Genomic DNA, 19191 nt, shown 5'->3' on the forward strand with positions numbered 1-19191 from the left:
GATATGTTTATATCTGTATTTTCCATATTTTATTACCTCCCTGATCAAAAGAGGTATCCTTCTCTGTTATTTAATGATTAAATTCATTGATAACAGAGGGGTTTATATTTACACATAATTACATGCACAACCTTATTAACTGCTTATTCAGTAATTCCAGTGTTTCAATGTTTATATCTATGTCGTATTTTACTGCATTATTTGTATTGCTGTTTATTAAGATATTTCTTATTTCACTGTGTTTACTATTACTGATATATTTTATTTTATAATTGTTTTCAATGATTTTTTCTATATTATTTATTATACCAATAAAATACTTAGAATCTGTATTTACTATATCAGTTAATCCGGGGTATAATAAATCTAAATCCCTTATTAGCTGGTTCTTTATCATTGCTATTTTCCTGTTTATTCTTACATATGTGTATACCTATTCCTTAAGATTTGTGTAAGTATTTTCAGTATTTTTTTCCATAGTAATTATATTGTTTTTACGTATTATAATATATTTTGCTATTGCTTCTGCATCTATCTTGTCTGTCTTATTCTTCCTTATCCTTGAACTCTTCAACAGCTTTGTTTCCATTGGATTCAATAGTATTATATTGCAATTATTGTTTATTAGATACGTATACAGGTTAACATGGTATATCCCTGTGGATTCTATACCTATTTTTATATTTTTATATTTCTTTATTATTCTTAGAAATTCACTGAAACCATTGTTGTTATTTATTAATATTCCCCTTTTTATTACACTCAATTCACTATCTATAATGCAGTAATCAAACTTTTTCTTGGCCAGAGCTATTCCAACATATATCATATAACCTCCAGACCAGTTCATACTATTCCTTCCCATATTCCAACAGTCTTGCTTATTATCGGTGCATTTGCACAATATACATTATTTTTATACCTGAATATGAAAAGGGAAATACATACTATCTAAGGTGGATTAAACCACAAGGAGAATTCAGTATTCCCTGATCATTGCCATAATGGAGTTATGGTTAAAATCATTATACAAGCATTTGTATAAGAGGTTATATATTCGCTTGTTATATAATATTACCCTAATAGAAGTAGAATGAATCAGAAGATTAAAGAATGAAAATAGATTAAGGTTTAATATAAGATAAAGGTGAAAATGAGATGAATTTTTATATAGAGTCCTTCAAGAGATATAGAAAGAATTATGTAAACTATTTCAGTGTTATGTATAACTTAAGAAAAAATAAATCAATCATTAAGGTAAAATTAAGAGATGGGCAAATACATAACTGGAGTAACTGGAAAGTAAAAATGTACAACGCTATTACCTTAAAAGCACATTCTAATGTTAATATCGACGTCAATTCTAATGACGACTTGATTGCCGGAACCATTAAATTCACATATAAAAAAAGGCCATTGGTCTTCTCGGTAGATGAATGGACTGATATAATAGAAGTATTCATCGAAGAAGGTTATAAATTTTTGGATGTAGAAAATGAAAATGTTATTGATATTGGCACCAATATAGGTGATTCAACTATATATTTCGCGGTGAGTAATGCTAAGAGAGTTTTAGGACTGGAACCATATCCTCACTCTTATTCGATAGCATTAAAAAATCTTGAACAAAACGATATCGGAAAAGAAAAAGTTATTTTGTTGAACGCAGGGTATGGGGAAGATGGTTTGATTAAGGTTAAAATGGACGTAACCAATACTCACGGCACTAATTTAAAATCTTCCAATGAGGGAACGGAAATCAGGACAATATCTCTAAAGACACTATTAAAGGAGTATGATTATGAGAGTCCAGTTTTAAAGATGGATTGTGAAGGCTGTGAGTATAATTTACTTAAAGAGGATAATGATACATTAAAAAAATTTAAAAGAATGCAAATAGAGTATCACTATGGTTATGAAAAATTAAAGGAAAAACTTGAAAATTGTGGGTTTGATGTAACGTTCACAAAACCAGTACAGATTTATAACAAAGATGCAAGCAATCCAAATATGGTTATTGGTCAGATCTACGCAAAATTACCTAACGATTCCTAATATCAATGTTAACATGATTAATTGAATATCCCTGGGCTAATTCTTCTCGAGGAAGTTGGATTAGATACAAGAAAATAGACACTTATATTAGATTATTGAATTAAATTTTACCTATTATTTTCTCCTTGTATGTTATGTTGAAATTCGCTTTTCTCACAATTAAAAATATAATATAAAATTAGGTTTTGTTAATTTGTTATTATGCATTCTTACTTTCACCGGACTCGTTGATGTCATTGTGTTTATTAATAAGTTCTTTAATTTTTTCAAAACCTATATTTATTTTTTTTAGTTTCTACTATTCAAGCACGTTTCTACATATGATATGATATTTTGGCAAGTTTTTAAGAAGTCTACCCATTTTGTAATGTCATAAATTTTCTTTTTTATTATTTGCTTTTTTGAATGCATTATATAATTTCTCAGATTTTTGTATAATGTTATTTTATTACCATCAAGGTTAACATTCTCTTTAAATTTTATTATTTGATCATCGCTGAGCATTGAAATAAGCTCTCTAAATAAAATTAATTCGTCATAAAAATGGAGTTCATCGAGTACATTTGTTTCAATATTGTTTTTCTTGTTACAATCAAACCGTTTTATTGCATCTCTTATATGTTTCTCTATACAGGGTACCTTAATTTTCATACTTTCTAGGAAATTTTTAAGTTCTTCTTCGTTATTGCCATACTTGTTTTTACATTTTAAATATTCACGTATTGCGATTTCGCAGTAAGCTATTTGTGTGTAAATTGCGCTTAAAACTAATGGCTTATTAAGATCTGAATAGTGAATCATATTTGTTATTTTGTTACCGGTCAAAACGAAATAGAAGTCTTTATTTAAAACCTTAACTCCCCAACTTTTTAGGGAATATATTTGTACCTAATTGTTCATCTATCCTTTCGGATGATGCAGGAACCTCTGAAATAATTTCCTTACTGTTGTGTACAATCCTGTAAACCCTTGAATATTTTAATAATGCATCCTTTACAGATAATTTATCAGTCAATCCTGCGGCCCTTATTAACACAAATATTGAGTAATATATGTATAATGATACAAATGAAATAAAGAAATATCCCCTTATGGAATCATCATTGCTCAAGTATGACTTGTCATTTTCCAATTCATTCTTCATAGCATCAAATGACTGTTCTATCTCTTCCCTCTGCTTATACATTAGGTATATATTTTCAGGTTTGTCATCTATATTTGACAATATTGCAATCTTGCCGAATACTTTAGATGCACTATTATAATCATCCTGGCTCTTCTTATTGTCAGCTATCAATGATATGAATGTATTTGCCTCCTCTGACATCAACAGCTGGTCCTGAAATATGTATACATAATATTTTCCATATTTATATGATGTACAAAGTATTCCCCTGTCCCTGTACATGAAGCTTGACTTGAATATAGCATTATAATCAATAATCTTATTATTCCTCCTCAATGGCATTATGAATTTATTATTTATTTCATCCGCTAAGGAATATGATGCAAACCCCCTGTCCATTACTAATACTCCATTAAAATTAATCTCTTCCAGTACCTTCCTTAAAGATTTTATATCCCTTACAGAACCATCCAATGATTTAAGGAAAACAGGCTTATAGTAATCTAAGTCAAATACCATTGCAATATTTATCTGTGGTATATACTCATGCTCATGGTTATGCCCCTTCTCTGCCATATTTATATTCTCTGACCTTGAGAATATTGATGATAGATCAAATGCAAGCTTCATGGAATCGTGCATTAAATCATTGAATAGATCATACTGGCTGCTGATATCTGAACCTGTTTCAATAAGAAGGTCTGTCAATGTATTGGGCGATACATGCGCATTGATATATCTGGACATGTACAGTTTATCCCATCTTTCCTTAATGCTTTTCATCGGTGTATAGCTTATTAGCCTTACCACTGACATTGCATATATTGATTCCCATGTATCCGGGAAGTATTTCTTCAATAGTTTTATTATATCCTTTGATACAGAGTATATTAATTCTGAATTTCCATATTCATACACAGACCTGGAATTGTCATTGCTTACTATGCCATTCTCTGTAATTCTTCCAATGTAATCAGATACTTTCCTTGCACCATGCTTTTCCTTATCATATTTAGTTGTTGAATGGTATAAATAATAATTGCCGTTTAGCCTCTTCACCTCAAGTGGAATCTTCCTTTTCCTTTTTTCTTCTTGCAGTACATCCTTTACCCATTCTTCCATATACCCTATATAGGGAATATATAATATTAATGTTTGCATTGCTATATAACTGTAAAAACATAATGACTAAAAATAATAATGGATGTATTCCCTATAAATTTGTGGAGTTAAGGTTTAAAAAATAATTAAAAGTTTCTAATATTCCATACGATTCTGAGAGGTTGTGTATGTAATTATGTGTAAATATAAACTCTCCTGTTACTAATGAATTTAATCATTAAATAACAGGAAAGTATACCTCTTTTGAACACAAGGAGGTAATAAAATATGGAAAATACAGATATAAACATATCGGCTCTTGAGAATGTAGATATAGATAGAATATTAAAGGAAGCAATAAAAGAGAAAATAGAGAAATTAATGGAAACAGAATTAAATGCATATCTAGAGGAAAATCCAGGAATAAAGAATGGAAAATATAAAAGAGATTTAAAGACAAAGTATGGTGAAATAAAACAGTTAAATATCCCCAGAGACAGGGATAGCAATTTCCATACAAAGGTAATAGAGCCCTATAACAGATCAATAGGAATAGAGGATCTTATAGTATCAATGTATTCCAATGGAATATCTACAAGGAGAATAGCAGGTATAATGGAGGATATTTTAGGAAATAAATATTCTAAATCTACTATATCAAGAATAACAGATTTAACCATAGAAGAGGTTTATAAGTTTGTTAACAGGCCTTTAGATAAACGGTATATAGCAATATTCCTGGATGGATTATTCTTCTATTTAAGAAGGGGAAATGTGGATAAAGAGCCAGTTATATTTGCTTTAGGAATTAAAGAAACTGGAGAATACGAAGTACTGGGATTCTATTTAACAGTTAAAGAATCACATAATAGTTATAAGGAAGTATTAGAAGACCTTTATAGCAGGGGATTAAAGGAGCCATTATTGATTGTAGCAGATGGAATAAAGAACTTAGATGAGGAAGTAATGGAAATATATCCCAGATCAGAATTCCAGCTATGTACAATACACTATACCAGGGGATTAAAATCCAATGTAAGGGAGAGAGATATTGAGGAAATATCTATAGACGCAAATAAAATGTTTAAATGTGACAGTAAAGAAGAGGGTATAATAAAATTCAATGACTTTAAATATAAATGGGAGAGTAAGTATCCTAAGGTAATATACAATACTGAAAAGAATCTGGGAAAGCTATTAAGGTTCTATAATTATCCTTCCAGTATATGGAGATCATTGAAATCTACCAATGCTATAGAACGGTTAAATGGAGAGGTAAGGAGAAGGGTAAAAACAATATCATCATTCCCTGATGAGGATTCAGCAATGAAGGTATTCTATTATAAGTCAATAGAATACAATTCAAAGCATGCATTCAGGAAGATGAACGGATACTATAAATGCAAGGATGAAATAAAGGAAATGTTCAATAAGCGGTATCCTTTATAAATACACAAAATTATGGACACAATCTCTGAGATCAAGTCATTTGGTTTAATTTTTATAATTTTATTGCGATTTTGGGCATTTGAGTCATAATACTCTTCAATATTATCATTCTCACCTTTTATTGGAACTCTATCATAATTCTGAGTCTTATTGATTTGTATTGCATTTTTTTCACTTTGGGCTATTATTATAGGATTAGAAATATCTACTATCTTAAACATTTCATTAATTCTGGACAATAGATAATCAGATTCAATTTTATTTTTTGTCATTTCATATTCGCCTTTGTCTTATTATAAACATTAAACGTTTTTACTTTTTTAATTTTTCCGTTGTTGATCAGATAATATTCTATTTTAACATTCATCACAGCGTTTTATGTTACCATAAACTCTCGTGTTATCAACGAATTCAATAATTAAATAACAGGAAAGTGTGCCACTTCTGAGTATCAGGACAATAATATATGTGATATGAGGATAGAGATATACAGAATATAGAAATCGGAGATATTGATAAAAGAGTTAGGAACTATACTCTTATCATGCATTCAGTGTGATGAACGTATACCAAACAGCACCGATTAAATGAGTGAAATTGAAAAAAGACATACTTAATAAAGATATTATATTATTGAAGCGAACTATATGGATCCTTTGAATTGCAACCTATGTTATTTAAAACATTAATAAATATCTAAACTTGATACACATATATGAAAGATAAGCCCAAAAATTATAATTGTCTAAAACAAATAAAAAGTGCAATTTACCTAAGTAACACTCGTGGAGAAATAGGTAGAAAAGAAAGAGATTTGGAAGCCGATAAATTGCTAATAAAATATTTTAATAATTGTGACTTTGCTAGCATTGAATCGGACATTATCTCAATTGTATTTATTGATACAACTACAACGTTAACTCAGGCCATAGAATCATATAGGTATGGTCAATTTGATTCTTCTATGGTGATGATTAGAAGTGCAATAGATGCAGCAACTTATGCTTCTATAACTATGGAACCAGTATATGATCATAATTTAAAAAAATTAATTTCAATAAATCCTATTGATGGTATTAACGGTTATAAAAAATATAAGAAATTGGACAGAAGAATGAAAAAAATAACTGATAAAAAATTCTTAACCCATAATGAAACCGATGAACTTTTAAAGATTAGAAACGAAGGAAACTTTTCAGCTCATTATTTCAAGATTAAAAACGATCATTTTAATGATATTATAAAAATATATGAAACAAAACACGAATTACCCGAAGACTTACCTAGACAATTTACAACGGAAAAGGATAATCAAAGTAACCTGTTACGGGCTTTTGAGATAATAACAACACTACAGAATAATTATTTAAAATTTTATAAAATTGCATCATCTTGACTCGCTGATCTGGCATAATTTATTTTAGTTATTAATACATCATCCAGAATTGCACATATAATTTAAAAGTACAAACACAACTTTGGAGATAAACTGAGTCAATATTTGTATTAAATTGTTTCTAAAATTCAGCGCACTTGTTAGCTCTCTTTGTTTAGAATATCTACCATGTCATATATAGATGATATCATAGCATTTCCGGCATTAATAAAATAAGGACCGAGATCCTCTTTAAGCATGGTGGAGAGGTCTACTGTTCCTTTAATAAGACTTATCAGCGCATCTTTAGCATATATAGAGTGCGTTTTAATCCATTCAGATAAATCATCTACTATATTAACAGCTTGATTTCGTAGATTTTTGGAAAATGAAAAGGCAATTATAGTTCCGATTATGGAACCTATTGCTATGTACCCTACCCAGGCAGGTAGTTTCCCTAATAAACTAATAAACCCACTTATTCCAAATGTTGTAATAGAAATAATAAATAACAATAGCTCCGTAAAAACTTTATACAATATTGAGAGAAGGAAATAGATAGCTTCCGTACCGACATATGCCGCCCCTGTTACTATTGAGAGTGACAAAGATCCTGCTTCCACTGATACTATTAATTCAACCGCAGTACCTAATTCATACCTTTTCATTGTGCTAATTCCATTAAATGCTTTTTTATCTCGCGTTATAATCTTATCAATTCCTAATCCAATTCCTACCTTTAAAAAATGTACGTCATTATTATATTTATCTCTAAATTCGGATAACTCTAAATTTTCAATATTTAATTCATTATCATCTACTATTTCTATTTTTGAAAGTAGTTTTTTAGCCTGCTGAAGGGCAAGATCCATTGAACATTTCTCAGGAAGGCCTCTTGTAATCTGTTCATATACTTCGTCTTCAATTTTTCTGGGTGCGTACAATTTAACAAATGGTGAAGAAAAAATTCTTTCAGTAGACGAAAATTTACCCGAACCGACTCTGAAAGCATCTTTAACTATTATATTTGAGTCTACAACAAATTTTAATTTGGGAGCTGGTTGTTTATTTTCATTAAAAAAAAGTTGGTCGATCATATGCTCTCTAATAAATTCATATGCATCAGGTGGTAGTTCCCGAGAGACATTGGAGATAACCTTTTTTGTTTGATCATAATCCTTAAAAAGAATTTTCCAGTCATCAGGAAAATATGTATATAAATCTTCTATAAATTGATTTTTTTCATTCATTTATGGTAATTTAATTAGTGCGCATATAAAAATGTTTTCTATTGGATTATTCTCTGTGATAATGCAAATTGGCACATATTATTACATCTTTGTGGATATAAGTAATCTGGTAACAAATTTTGGTCAATGCATCGTGATAAAAATAAGAAGAATTTCATTATTATTATTATTATTATTATCATTTCCTTAAGATTCTAAAAATAGTTAGAATACAAATAATATATATGTTCTGCCTTATTCAAAATTTAACTCTTACTTAGTTTATAACAAATTAATACATTCATCCTAAAAAGAGTTGATACTTATAAACTCTCATTTCTATCGACTAAACACAGGATTACTCTGACATATTCTGTATAATAATGGCCGCTCTAATCTCTTTTCTCGTTCCGAGATAGGTCAATTATATAGAGCGAACTGTTGCTCATTCGTGGTTTGTACCACATATCACCTTCTCGGCTCTCCCTAGAAAATATTTAAGAATTTAATAATTCGTTTCTCCATTGAAATATGGCTTAATTTATCAAAGAGTGCGAAAAGCTGCTTAATGATAATTTTGTACATTTTCATCCATTAAAAAACACTTTACAAAAATATTGTAATATTATACATTTAATATATAACTATATAAATTATTATGTTATTATTATAATTATTTTATATTAATAGAAATATATTCTATAAAAATATTATTTAGCTTTAATTTTAATACTAAATATATCTACTAATTAATTATAATAGTGCAGATAAAATTAATAAATCGGTTTAAATCGATGCATTAAATTTAATCTATCGTTGGTATATTTGCCTATAAAACGAGAACATTAGCCTTAAATTGTTTGTAAATTTGCAAAATATAATAATCAATTACACTAAATTATAGGCAATAAAATCAAGCCAGACCATATCATCCTAATAGGCCTTGAAGGTTTTATTAGGCCATGGCGAGTACCATAATCATCATAAACTTCCAACAAATCCACTGTAAACCACGCATTTTCAATCCTCTTCACCAAATTCCCCAAATCCCCAAATAATGCCGTATAACAAACGTTATACAGCGTTTTTATTGCGATTATTTAGATATTACAGAGAATACGTAATTTACAGGGTTTACAGTGAGTAATAATATTTACCAGGGGGCCTGGAACTATGAAGGCTGGAATATGTGCCAGGAATATTATTGTTTATAGTGTTTATCCTGAGTATTTTAGGCTATGGAATGTTCCGGGCAGTAAAGTCTGTTATGAAATTTATTAAGATCAATGGAGAAATATAGACATAATTGATTATTATATATGAAGCGTTTATAAACAATTTAAGAGCATTATTTCTCAATCCCCGGTAAAATATGCAGGGCAGGAGCGAAATTTGTTTAACGAATTACGTAATATATTTGATTTTATCTTGCATATTATAATTTATTAATATATATATTTGTATATTAAATAATGTCTATTAAAATTATATATAAATAATAATTATAGATACATATTTATAATAATATAATAAATTAATAATTATAATGTATTAATTGATACAATTATATATTAAATAGTAAATAACTTTCTATTTTTTTAATGTGTTTTACAAAATGTAAAATGGTAGAAAAATATCGCTACATAGAAAGCTCACTCATTCGATAAACTGATAGTGTTGTTTAGTGAGACTCAATACTTCGGAGTTTTAAGATATTATATGGGAAAACTAGGGACAGGAACTCCCGGATAAGTTCATTTTCTATATTGTCCGATATCGGTGATTATGTCTAGTACTACATATGTAAGATTTTTATATTTCAGTTATTTTGGTTCTCATGAATGTGGGCGATTTATTTTTAGGGTTGTTTATTCTGTCCATTACCTTCTTCCACTGAAATTTTCTTTGATTCATCAGATTGAGCTGTGCCTATTAATTTAGGGCTGTTACAATTAGGAATATATAAATATATAAAAAGTGCCTTATATTCGAGATTTTCGACAGATATACCGAGATAGAGGTATTTATAAATTAACTTGATTTATTCGGCAACATAGCCAAGCTTATATCGATATAATGTTAAAATATAATAATGAGGGTGCCTCTGAAGATATAGTGAAATAAAAGTTTCATTAACGCGACTATATAATTCTAGACGCCCAAATTTATATGAGGTGTACCAGAAAAGGCCATCTGCTTCTTAATCCTAATAAGGTTCTATTTTATCATTATTTTTCTTTTTCTCCCCGGATATATCAATACCATTTCAATCCTATTAAGGTTCGATTTTATCTTCATTAGTTTTTATGGAAATGGTAGAAACCTTTGTCTTTCAATCCTAATAAGGTTCTATTATATCTATCCATAAAATGCCGTTCGGGTTTACATTTCCCTGCTTTCAATCCTATTAAGGTTCGATTTTAATTTTTAGCGGTGTTAGTTTTCCTTTATATCTAATATTCTTTCAATCCTATTAAGGTTCGATTTTAATATTGCTACCCCCAACTTTATCATCCCCTGCATAAAACTTTCAATCCTATTAAGGTTCGATTTTAATATTCTTGGCATGCCCCAATTTTGAGAGCATTGTCATCTTTCAATCCTATTAAGGTTCGATTTTAATGAGTATCCTTACTATACCTGCCACTGTGCCACTACATTCTTTCAATCCTATTAAGGTTCGATTTTAATCAGGGTAGCACAACCGCCTTAAGGCAGCTTGAATGGGCTTTCAATCCTATTAAGGTTCGATTTTAATGCATTAGGGGGAGCAGCTGCCTTAGTAATTGGTAGCACTTTCAATCCTATTAAGGTTCGATTTTAATAAAATTCACAAAGTTTATATAAGTCTCAAAAATTACTTTCAATCCTATTAAGGTTCGATTTTAATGCTGCTACTGCTATAATGCCTAAGGCAAAAGCAACTTACTTTCAATCCTATTAAGGTTCGATTTTAATCAATTATTTTCCAAGCCCTCAAGATCCCTTTGACCGCTTTCAATCCTATTAAGGTTCGATTTTAATTTTTTTACCACCACTTTTTTATTTTTTTGTTTTATCTTTCAATCCTATTAAGGTTCGATTTTAATGTATTACCTTGAAATTGCATAAGCTATTCCGATTATCTTTCAATCCTATTAAGGTTCGATTTTAATCACTGGACAGCGAGGAGGAGGACCTGCGATGGGATGACTTTCAATCCTATTAAGGTTCGATTTTAATCATACCCTCTTAGAAATAACAGGGTAGTACAGAAGGCTTTCAATCCTATTAAGGTTCGATTTTAATTACGAAGGGGAAGAATGTTCTGGGGTGTGCATGTTATCTTTCAATCCTATTAAGGTTCGATTTTAATTATATCAGGTAAAATACCGTCCATTATTTTCTCAAATCTTTCAATCCTATTAAGGTTCGATTTTAATTTGATAAAAAAATATTGCATTAAAGATGCGGATTTAACTTTCAATCCTATTAAGGTTCGATTTTAATTGGAAAAAATCAGAAAGAATGCCAGGGTCTTTAAACTTTCAATCCTATTAAGGTTCGATTTTAATTCGGTGATAAAAAATGAAGTCTGAATTTGAAATAAGGCTTTCAATCCTATTAAGGTTCGATTTTAATGATGTATCTGATGACTGTTATGATGCGCAGAGCGATCTTTCAATCCTATTAAGGTTCGATTTTAATTTTTTATCATGAGGAGACAATGCAGTAATAAAGAATCTTTCAATCCTATTAAGGTTCGATTTTAATAAAAAGTGTTGACAATCCACGACCTTTAGGAATGACTTTCAATCCTATTAAGGTTCGATTTTAATCATTTTCAACACGTGTTGTTACATCATGACCAAAACCTTTCAATCCTATTAAGGTTCGATTTTAATTCATATCGATAACTCAATCATTAAGTACCTATGATCTTTCAATCCTATTAAGGTTCGATTTTAATTCCACTGTGAAGTAATGGTTTACCCATCCTAATGTCTTTCAATCCTATTAAGGTTCGATTTTAATTAATGAGATAAACACAGTAATTGCAACATTCAGCTATCTTTCAATCCTATTAAGGTTCGATTTTAATTTCCTGTTTCATTGACTGCCAATATTCGTCTTTAAGCTTTCAATCCTATTAAGGTTCGATTTTAATTTCCAGTCATACGTAAATGCAGAAGAATCAGGATCTGACTTTCAATCCTATTAAGGTTCGATTTTAATTAGATACTGCTTTTGTCCAGGATATGATGATACTACTTTCAATCCTATTAAGGTTCGATTTTAATGAAGAATTGGAATATATAAGCGAACATATTAAGCAGCCTTTCAATCCTATTAAGGTTCGATTTTAATGAGAATATGGATAATACTGAATTTATAAATTGTGTACTTTCAATCCTATTAAGGTTCGATTTTAATATTTAGTGCTGTGTTAACCTGAAGTTGCTTAAAGCCACTTTCAATCCTATTAAGGTTCGATTTTAATGCTATTTTTCCTATCTGTTCCTTTATGTCTGCAGTCTTTCAATCCTATTAAGGTTCGATTTTAATTCGATTGCAACGGTACAATTATCATATCATCATTCCCCTTTCAATCCTATTAAGGTTCGATTTTAATGACAAATAATATCGCCAATGCGACAAGTCCGGCTATCTTTCAATCCTATTAAGGTTCGATTTTAATCTTCATTATCAATAATTCCTTTAGATTTTCAGTGTACTTTCAATCCTATTAAGGTTCGATTTTAATAATTAAAAAAGTTAAAAGTGAGCCTAACATAGCACTCTTTCAATCCTATTAAGGTTCGATTTTAATTATATCCGTCACTACCTGATTATGTTCTACCGGTTTCTTTCAATCCTATTAAGGTTCGATTTTAATTAAATATTCTTTTCTATCTGACATTTTTGCCACCTTACTTTCAATCCTATTAAGGTTCGATTTTAATATATTATTTGTCGTGAAAAGAGTAAGTTTCTTATCACTTTCAATCCTATTAAGGTTCGATTTTAATTTTAATGAAGAATACAGACCATGCATTGTTTAAGGTCTTTCAATCCTATTAAGGTTCGATTTTAATCCAATGGAGGTGAGAAATTGAAATTTTGCTATATAACTTTCAATCCTATTAAGGTTCGATTTTAATTCGCCAACGGAACCGCAACATTCTCATCAATATCAACTTTCAATCCTATTAAGGTTCGATTTTAATTATTCTCAGAATCCATTTCTCCTCACCTTATTCTTACTTTCAATCCTATTAAGGTTCGATTTTAATATTTGTATGTAAAATCTATATGATGCCCATTATAATCTTTCAATCCTATTAAGGTTCGATTTTAATAGTTTTTGCACATTTCACTATCGCTTCTTAATTCCACTTTCAATCCTATTAAGGTTCGATTTTAATTTATATTCTGATGAGCTGGATTTCAATACTAATTTAGACTTTCAATCCTATTAAGGTTCGATTTTAATTTGCCATCCCCTTCATTTCCTGCGAATTTATCTATCTCTTTCAATCCTATTAAGGTTCGATTTTAATTTCTTCATCCGGTTCATACACTGTTGATTTGACGGCTTTCAATCCTATTAAGGTTCGATTTTAATGCAGATGTTACTTCCGGCTGGCCTGCTCTGGATAACTTTCAATCCTATTAAGGTTCGATTTTAATGTAATAGCTGCAGCAAATCCTATAAATTCAATATTTCTTTCAATCCTATTAAGGTTCGATTTTAATTTTATTAGGATTCGTATTTCTTTTCAAATTTAAAAACTTTCAATCCTATTAAGGTTCGATTTTAATCATTCTATATCCCCCGTAAAATTATAGTTTATATATGTCTTTCAATCCTATTAAGGTTCGATTTTAATAAAGACACAGCTTAGAAAAATACACATCCATGGCTTCTTTCAATCCTATTAAGGTTCGATTTTAATATTGCATGGTTGCCTAGTATTGCCCAGATAACATCACTTTCAATCCTATTAAGGTTCGATTTTAATTGGGTCGCCATCTTCATATATATCGTATAATATTTCTTTCAATCCTATTAAGGTTCGATTTTAATATGTATATGCGGGCAAGAAGGGCAAAAGAGAAAGCTCCTTTCAATCCTATTAAGGTTCGATTTTAATGTACAGAGGATACTCGATCGGCTTATATTCATAAGACTTTCAATCCTATTAAGGTTCGATTTTAATCCTGCATCTGTAGGATTGTGGCTTGCACTTATTGTCTTTCAATCCTATTAAGGTTCGATTTTAATGAAAATGCAGGCCTTATAACATAATCTCCGAAATCACTTTCAATCCTATTAAGGTTCGATTTTAATGAAACTATGATTGTAATATAGATAGATCCGGAACAGCCTTTCAATCCTATTAAGGTTCGATTTTAATTATAGACTGCCCGAACCCGCTGAATGACATTGATATCTTTCAATCCTATTAAGGTTCGATTTTAATGAAATACATAGCTTCCATCTTCGGATTTATAGATGACTTTCAATCCTATTAAGGTTCGATTTTAATGAGTTTGATAATGAAGTAATGGCCCTAATTATATCCCTTTCAATCCTATTAAGGTTCGATTTTAATTTCGTCTTTCCTTTCCTTCCTGGACTTTCTACAATCTTTCAATCCTATTAAGGTTCGATTTTAATTATATTCAATTTAACATATTGCATAAAGTTTATATGCCTTTCAATCCTATTAAGGTTCGATTTTAATACTGTAAACCCTAAACGTAAACCCGTTAACCCTATACACTTTCAATCCTATTAAGGTTCGATTTTAATGAGGATGTAGCACCTGATACTGCACTCCCGTTTAGGCTTTCAATCCTATTAAGGTTCGATTTTAATTTGTCAGCAAACGGTGCAACCGGATCTGCAAACATCTTTCAATCCTATTAAGGTTCGATTTTAATACATCAACGATTATGTAATACCATATGTCAACAAATACCTTTCAATCCTATTAAGGTTCGATTTTAATAAGATGTAGAACCTGATGCCAATTGCGAATTAGAAGCTTTCAATCCTATTAAGGTTCGATTTTAATTGGATATGTTGAAACATACCCTTAAAGCGTGTATCCTTTCAATCCTATTAAGGTTCGATTTTAATCATACCCTACTGGGTAGACATAGCCTGGGCGCATTATCTTTCAATCCTATTAAGGTTCGATTTTAATGGTCCTGTTCTCCTTGTGGTTGTCATCGGAGTATCATTCTTTCAATCCTATTAAGGTTCGATTTTAATCTATAAATAATCCTAATAAAGAAGCTACCGTTTTAACTTTCAATCCTATTAAGGTTCGATTTTAATGTGCAGTCGCAACAATGTTCCAGAGCTTCGGATTCTCCTTTCAATCCTATTAAGGTTCGATTTTAATGACTTGCTCTTTGTCTGATTCTCGGCTTTCTGAATACTTTCAATCCTATTAAGGTTCGATTTTAATTCAATAATTCCACAACAGATAATCGTGGACAGGATAATCTTTCAATCCTATTAAGGTTCGATTTTAATGGGTTATGGACTGCTGATATTGTAAGGGTATATCCTGCTTTCAATCCTATTAAGGTTCGATTTTAATTATAGTCACTGCCACCCAGCACTGATGAAGAAAATTGCTTTCAATCCTATTAAGGTTCGATTTTAATTGCAGTCGCAACAATGTTCCAGAGCTTCGGATTCTCCTTTCAATCCTATTAAGGTTCGATTTTAATTATTGAATAATTTGTTGAAGCAGAAAATGATGTTGTACTTTCAATCCTATTAAGGTTCGATTTTAATTAGTTAAAGATAAATTGATACAGGAAAATTAATATTACTTTCAATCCTATTAAGGTTCGATTTTAATCTACTATTGCAAAAAATATTACATCCGGTGTTAAAACTTTCAATCCTATTAAGGTTCGATTTTAATATCCAATGATTATTATAGATACTACTAATCAATTTACTTTCAATCCTATTAAGGTTCGATTTTAATAAGAGATCAAGAGGAAATATAAAGAGTCAAGGAAAACTTTCAATCCTATTAAGGTTCGATTTTAATATGTTTCATCTTATGATATCACACATAGCCATACTCTTTCAATCCTATTAAGGTTCGATTTTAATCTGTTATTTTCTCTCTCATTTTATCATCTTATTTTTGCTTTCAATCCTATTAAGGTTCGATTTTAATTCTCTCTCATCTCTGTTGTTTGTGTTTTGTTTTTCCACTTTCAATCCTATTAAGGTTCGATTTTAATCTGGATTTCATGAGTATAGACAGCTATATATTCAATATCTTTCAATCCTATTAAGGTTCGATTTTAATCAGAGATTATCGCCCTTGTGCTATGGATTATTGAGACTTTCAATCCTATTAAGGTTCGATTTTAATCCAATTTAGACCATACAACAAGAGATGTTGAATTTACTTTCAATCCTATTAAGGTTCGATTTTAATAAACTTCAGGAATCTCTGTTGCCAGGAAAGAGGCAGAACTTTCAATCCTATTAAGGTTCGATTTTAATATTATATCCAAAAGCAAATATAAAGGTGTATTATGCTTTCAATCCTATTAAGGTTCGATTTTAATGAATATTATTCGCTTGAGCTATTGAGAGCATATGGACTTTCAATCCTATTAAGGTTCGATTTTAATCTTCTTTTAAATCATCTTTTTCCTTTTTTAAATCATACTTTCAATCCTATTAAGGTTCGATTTTAATATTTATCATCCAAGTTTGGATGGCTTCTCCGTGTATGCTTTCAATCCTATTAAGGTTCGATTTTAATCCAAGAAAATAGCATACATAAACCCATACGATGTAATACTTTCAATCCTATTAAGGTTCGATTTTAATGATACGCCACCTGATATGTATTTTCCGACATTTCCAAACTTTCAATCCTATTAAGGTTCGATTTTAATATTTCTTAATTTCGTCATTAGGTAATACCAATTGACTCTTTCAATCCTATTAAGGTTCGATTTTAATTATTTAAAAATGTCCTGAAACTTGAAGATGCCATAGAACTTTCAATCCTATTAAGGTTCGATTTTAATCATATATAACCTGTCCTATGCATATTTGCATATCTAACTTTCAATCCTATTAAGGTTCGATTTTAATCCACGGTAAGGTTGTAATTTGAAATAGATGTGGCAAGCTTTCAATCCTATTAAGGTTCGATTTTAATCAGTGCTGTCATTATTCTCCGGCATTCTTGGATCCATCTTTCAATCCTATTAAGGTTCGATTTTAATCAGGAAGTCCAGAAGGATATTTTAACAGCTTATGAACCTTTCAATCCTATTAAGGTTCGATTTTAATCTGTATATTCCCATGCGTACCCGCAATGAGTACACCGCTTTCAATCCTATTAAGGTTCGATTTTAATTACAAGACCTTATAAGTATGTCCTGGAAAGGTACAACTTTCAATCCTATTAAGGTTCGATTTTAATCCATTGCCTGTCCTAAATCTGTAAAGGCTGTTATAAACTTTCAATCCTATTAAGGTTCGATTTTAATAGTAGTGAACCCCGAAAGCCCTAATTCCGTTATAATTCTTTCAATCCTATTAAGGTTCGATTTTAATCCCTATACGGAAGTTTCCCACCTTTCCCAACTACAACACTTTCAATCCTATTAAGGTTCGATTTTAATTTTAATAACAGTAAGGTCTCCGGGTGCTTCAAATTTCTTTCAATCCTATTAAGGTTCGATTTTAATTGTATAGTGGACAAAATGCAACTCATACAGTTACAATCTTTCAATCCTATTAAGGTTCGATTTTAATTATTCTTTCAGTGAAGTTTTTGAGCATTTAATTGAAGCTTTCAATCCTATTAAGGTTCGATTTTAATTAACGTGGAACCACCAAATTTAGTAGAAATAACTACTTTCAATCCTATTAAGGTTCGATTTTAATTGGATAAATACCAACTACGATGAGCCAGACCTGGACCTTTCAATCCTATTAAGGTTCGATTTTAATTCAGGTGCGAGTACTGCAGTGTTGTCGGATGTTGACTTTCAATCCTATTAAGGTTCGATTTTAATCCATATAATGGCATATCGGGCAATTCGTGTAAAACTCTTTCAATCCTATTAAGGTTCGATTTTAATTATAATTTATCATGGTCTTTTTTGATAAATTTCTTCTTTCAATCCTATTAAGGTTCGATTTTAATCGCAATAAGCCGACCGGAAAGCCGCATTTCACGAAGCTTTCAATCCTATTAAGGTTCGATTTTAATAAGTAATAATATTAATATTGTCTTAAAGTCTTAAAAACTTTCAATCCTATTAAGGTTCGATTTTAATGAGTAATTACTCTACTCTGTGGGTACATTTGCAATCTGCTTTCAATCCTATTAAGGTTCGATTTTAATTAATAATTCTTTTTAAAAAGGACTATAACGGAAAAATGCTTTCAATCCTATTAAGGTTCGATTTTAATGATATAATGAAACCGACAACAGCCGAAAGCGTAGAGGCTTTCAATCCTATTAAGGTTCGATTTTAATTCATCACAGACCCTTGTAATCTCTGAGATAAACTCCTTTCAATCCTATTAAGGTTCGATTTTAATTGATGATTGCAGGGGCGACAACCCCCTGGGTAATAACCTTTCAATCCTATTAAGGTTCGATTTTAATTTTGAAGTCCTCGGATACAGTCGGTGTTCCATACCAGTACTTTCAATCCTATTAAGGTTCGATTTTAATACAGCAGAAATATCAGGCGGTACAGGCCCATATAACTTTCAATCCTATTAAGGTTCGATTTTAATCAGATGTCTTCAATGCAACAATTTCAGGAGGAACCTTTCAATCCTATTAAGGTTCGATTTT

7 protein-coding genes and 1 CRISPR repeat array (1 of these 8 running past the window's edge) are annotated in these 19191 nt (G+C 30.3%); of the genes, 3 read left to right on the top strand and 4 right to left on the bottom strand.

What is annotated here, in order from left to right:
* Positions 1-433 precede the first annotated feature (433 nt).
* Positions 434-850 (bottom strand): IS110 family transposase, encoded by a 417-nt coding sequence (locus tag fad_RS09490; RefSeq protein ID WP_236940623.1) that lies wholly within the window; start codon positions 848-850, stop codon positions 434-436.
* A 308-nt stretch (positions 851-1158) separates the two neighbouring features.
* Between fad_RS09490 and fad_RS04610 the strand changes: the two genes are divergently transcribed.
* A complete protein-coding gene (locus tag fad_RS04610) occupies positions 1159-2055 on the top strand; it encodes an FkbM family methyltransferase (RefSeq protein WP_081142196.1) in 897 nt (298 codons plus the stop codon).
* 288 nt (positions 2056-2343) lie between these two features.
* On the opposite strand, the gene fad_RS04615 is transcribed toward fad_RS04610, so the two are convergent.
* Complete coding sequence (locus tag fad_RS04615) at positions 2344-2880, bottom strand: hypothetical protein (protein WP_155951121.1); 537 nt, start codon at positions 2878-2880, stop codon at positions 2344-2346.
* A gap of 28 nt (positions 2881-2908) precedes the next feature.
* Positions 2909-4303 (bottom strand): transposase, encoded by a 1395-nt coding sequence (locus fad_RS04620; RefSeq protein WP_081143156.1) that lies wholly within the window; start codon positions 4301-4303, stop codon positions 2909-2911.
* A gap of 267 nt (positions 4304-4570) precedes the next feature.
* Between fad_RS04620 and fad_RS04625 the strand changes: the two genes are divergently transcribed.
* Positions 4571-5731, top strand: coding sequence for an IS256 family transposase (locus fad_RS04625; RefSeq protein WP_009887601.1), 1161 nt, complete (start codon positions 4571-4573; stop codon positions 5729-5731).
* 715 nt (positions 5732-6446) lie between these two features.
* Positions 6447-7127: a DUF4145 domain-containing protein gene (locus tag fad_RS04630; RefSeq protein ID WP_081142199.1), complete on the top strand. Its 681-nt coding sequence runs from the start codon at positions 6447-6449 to the stop codon at positions 7125-7127.
* Between the two features lie 140 nt (positions 7128-7267).
* On the opposite strand, the gene fad_RS04635 is transcribed toward fad_RS04630, so the two are convergent.
* Positions 7268-8356: a PIN domain-containing protein gene (locus fad_RS04635; protein ID WP_081142201.1), complete on the bottom strand. Its 1089-nt coding sequence runs from the start codon at positions 8354-8356 to the stop codon at positions 7268-7270.
* A 2242-nt stretch (positions 8357-10598) separates the two neighbouring features.
* Positions 10599-19191: a CRISPR direct-repeat array (repeat unit 30 nt; unit sequence CTTTCAATCCTATTAAGGTTCGATTTTAAT); it runs 338 nt beyond the window's last position.

The organism is Ferroplasma acidiphilum (assembly GCF_002078355.1).
GTDB classification, from domain to species: Archaea; Thermoplasmatota; Thermoplasmata; order Thermoplasmatales; family Thermoplasmataceae; genus Ferroplasma; species Ferroplasma acidiphilum.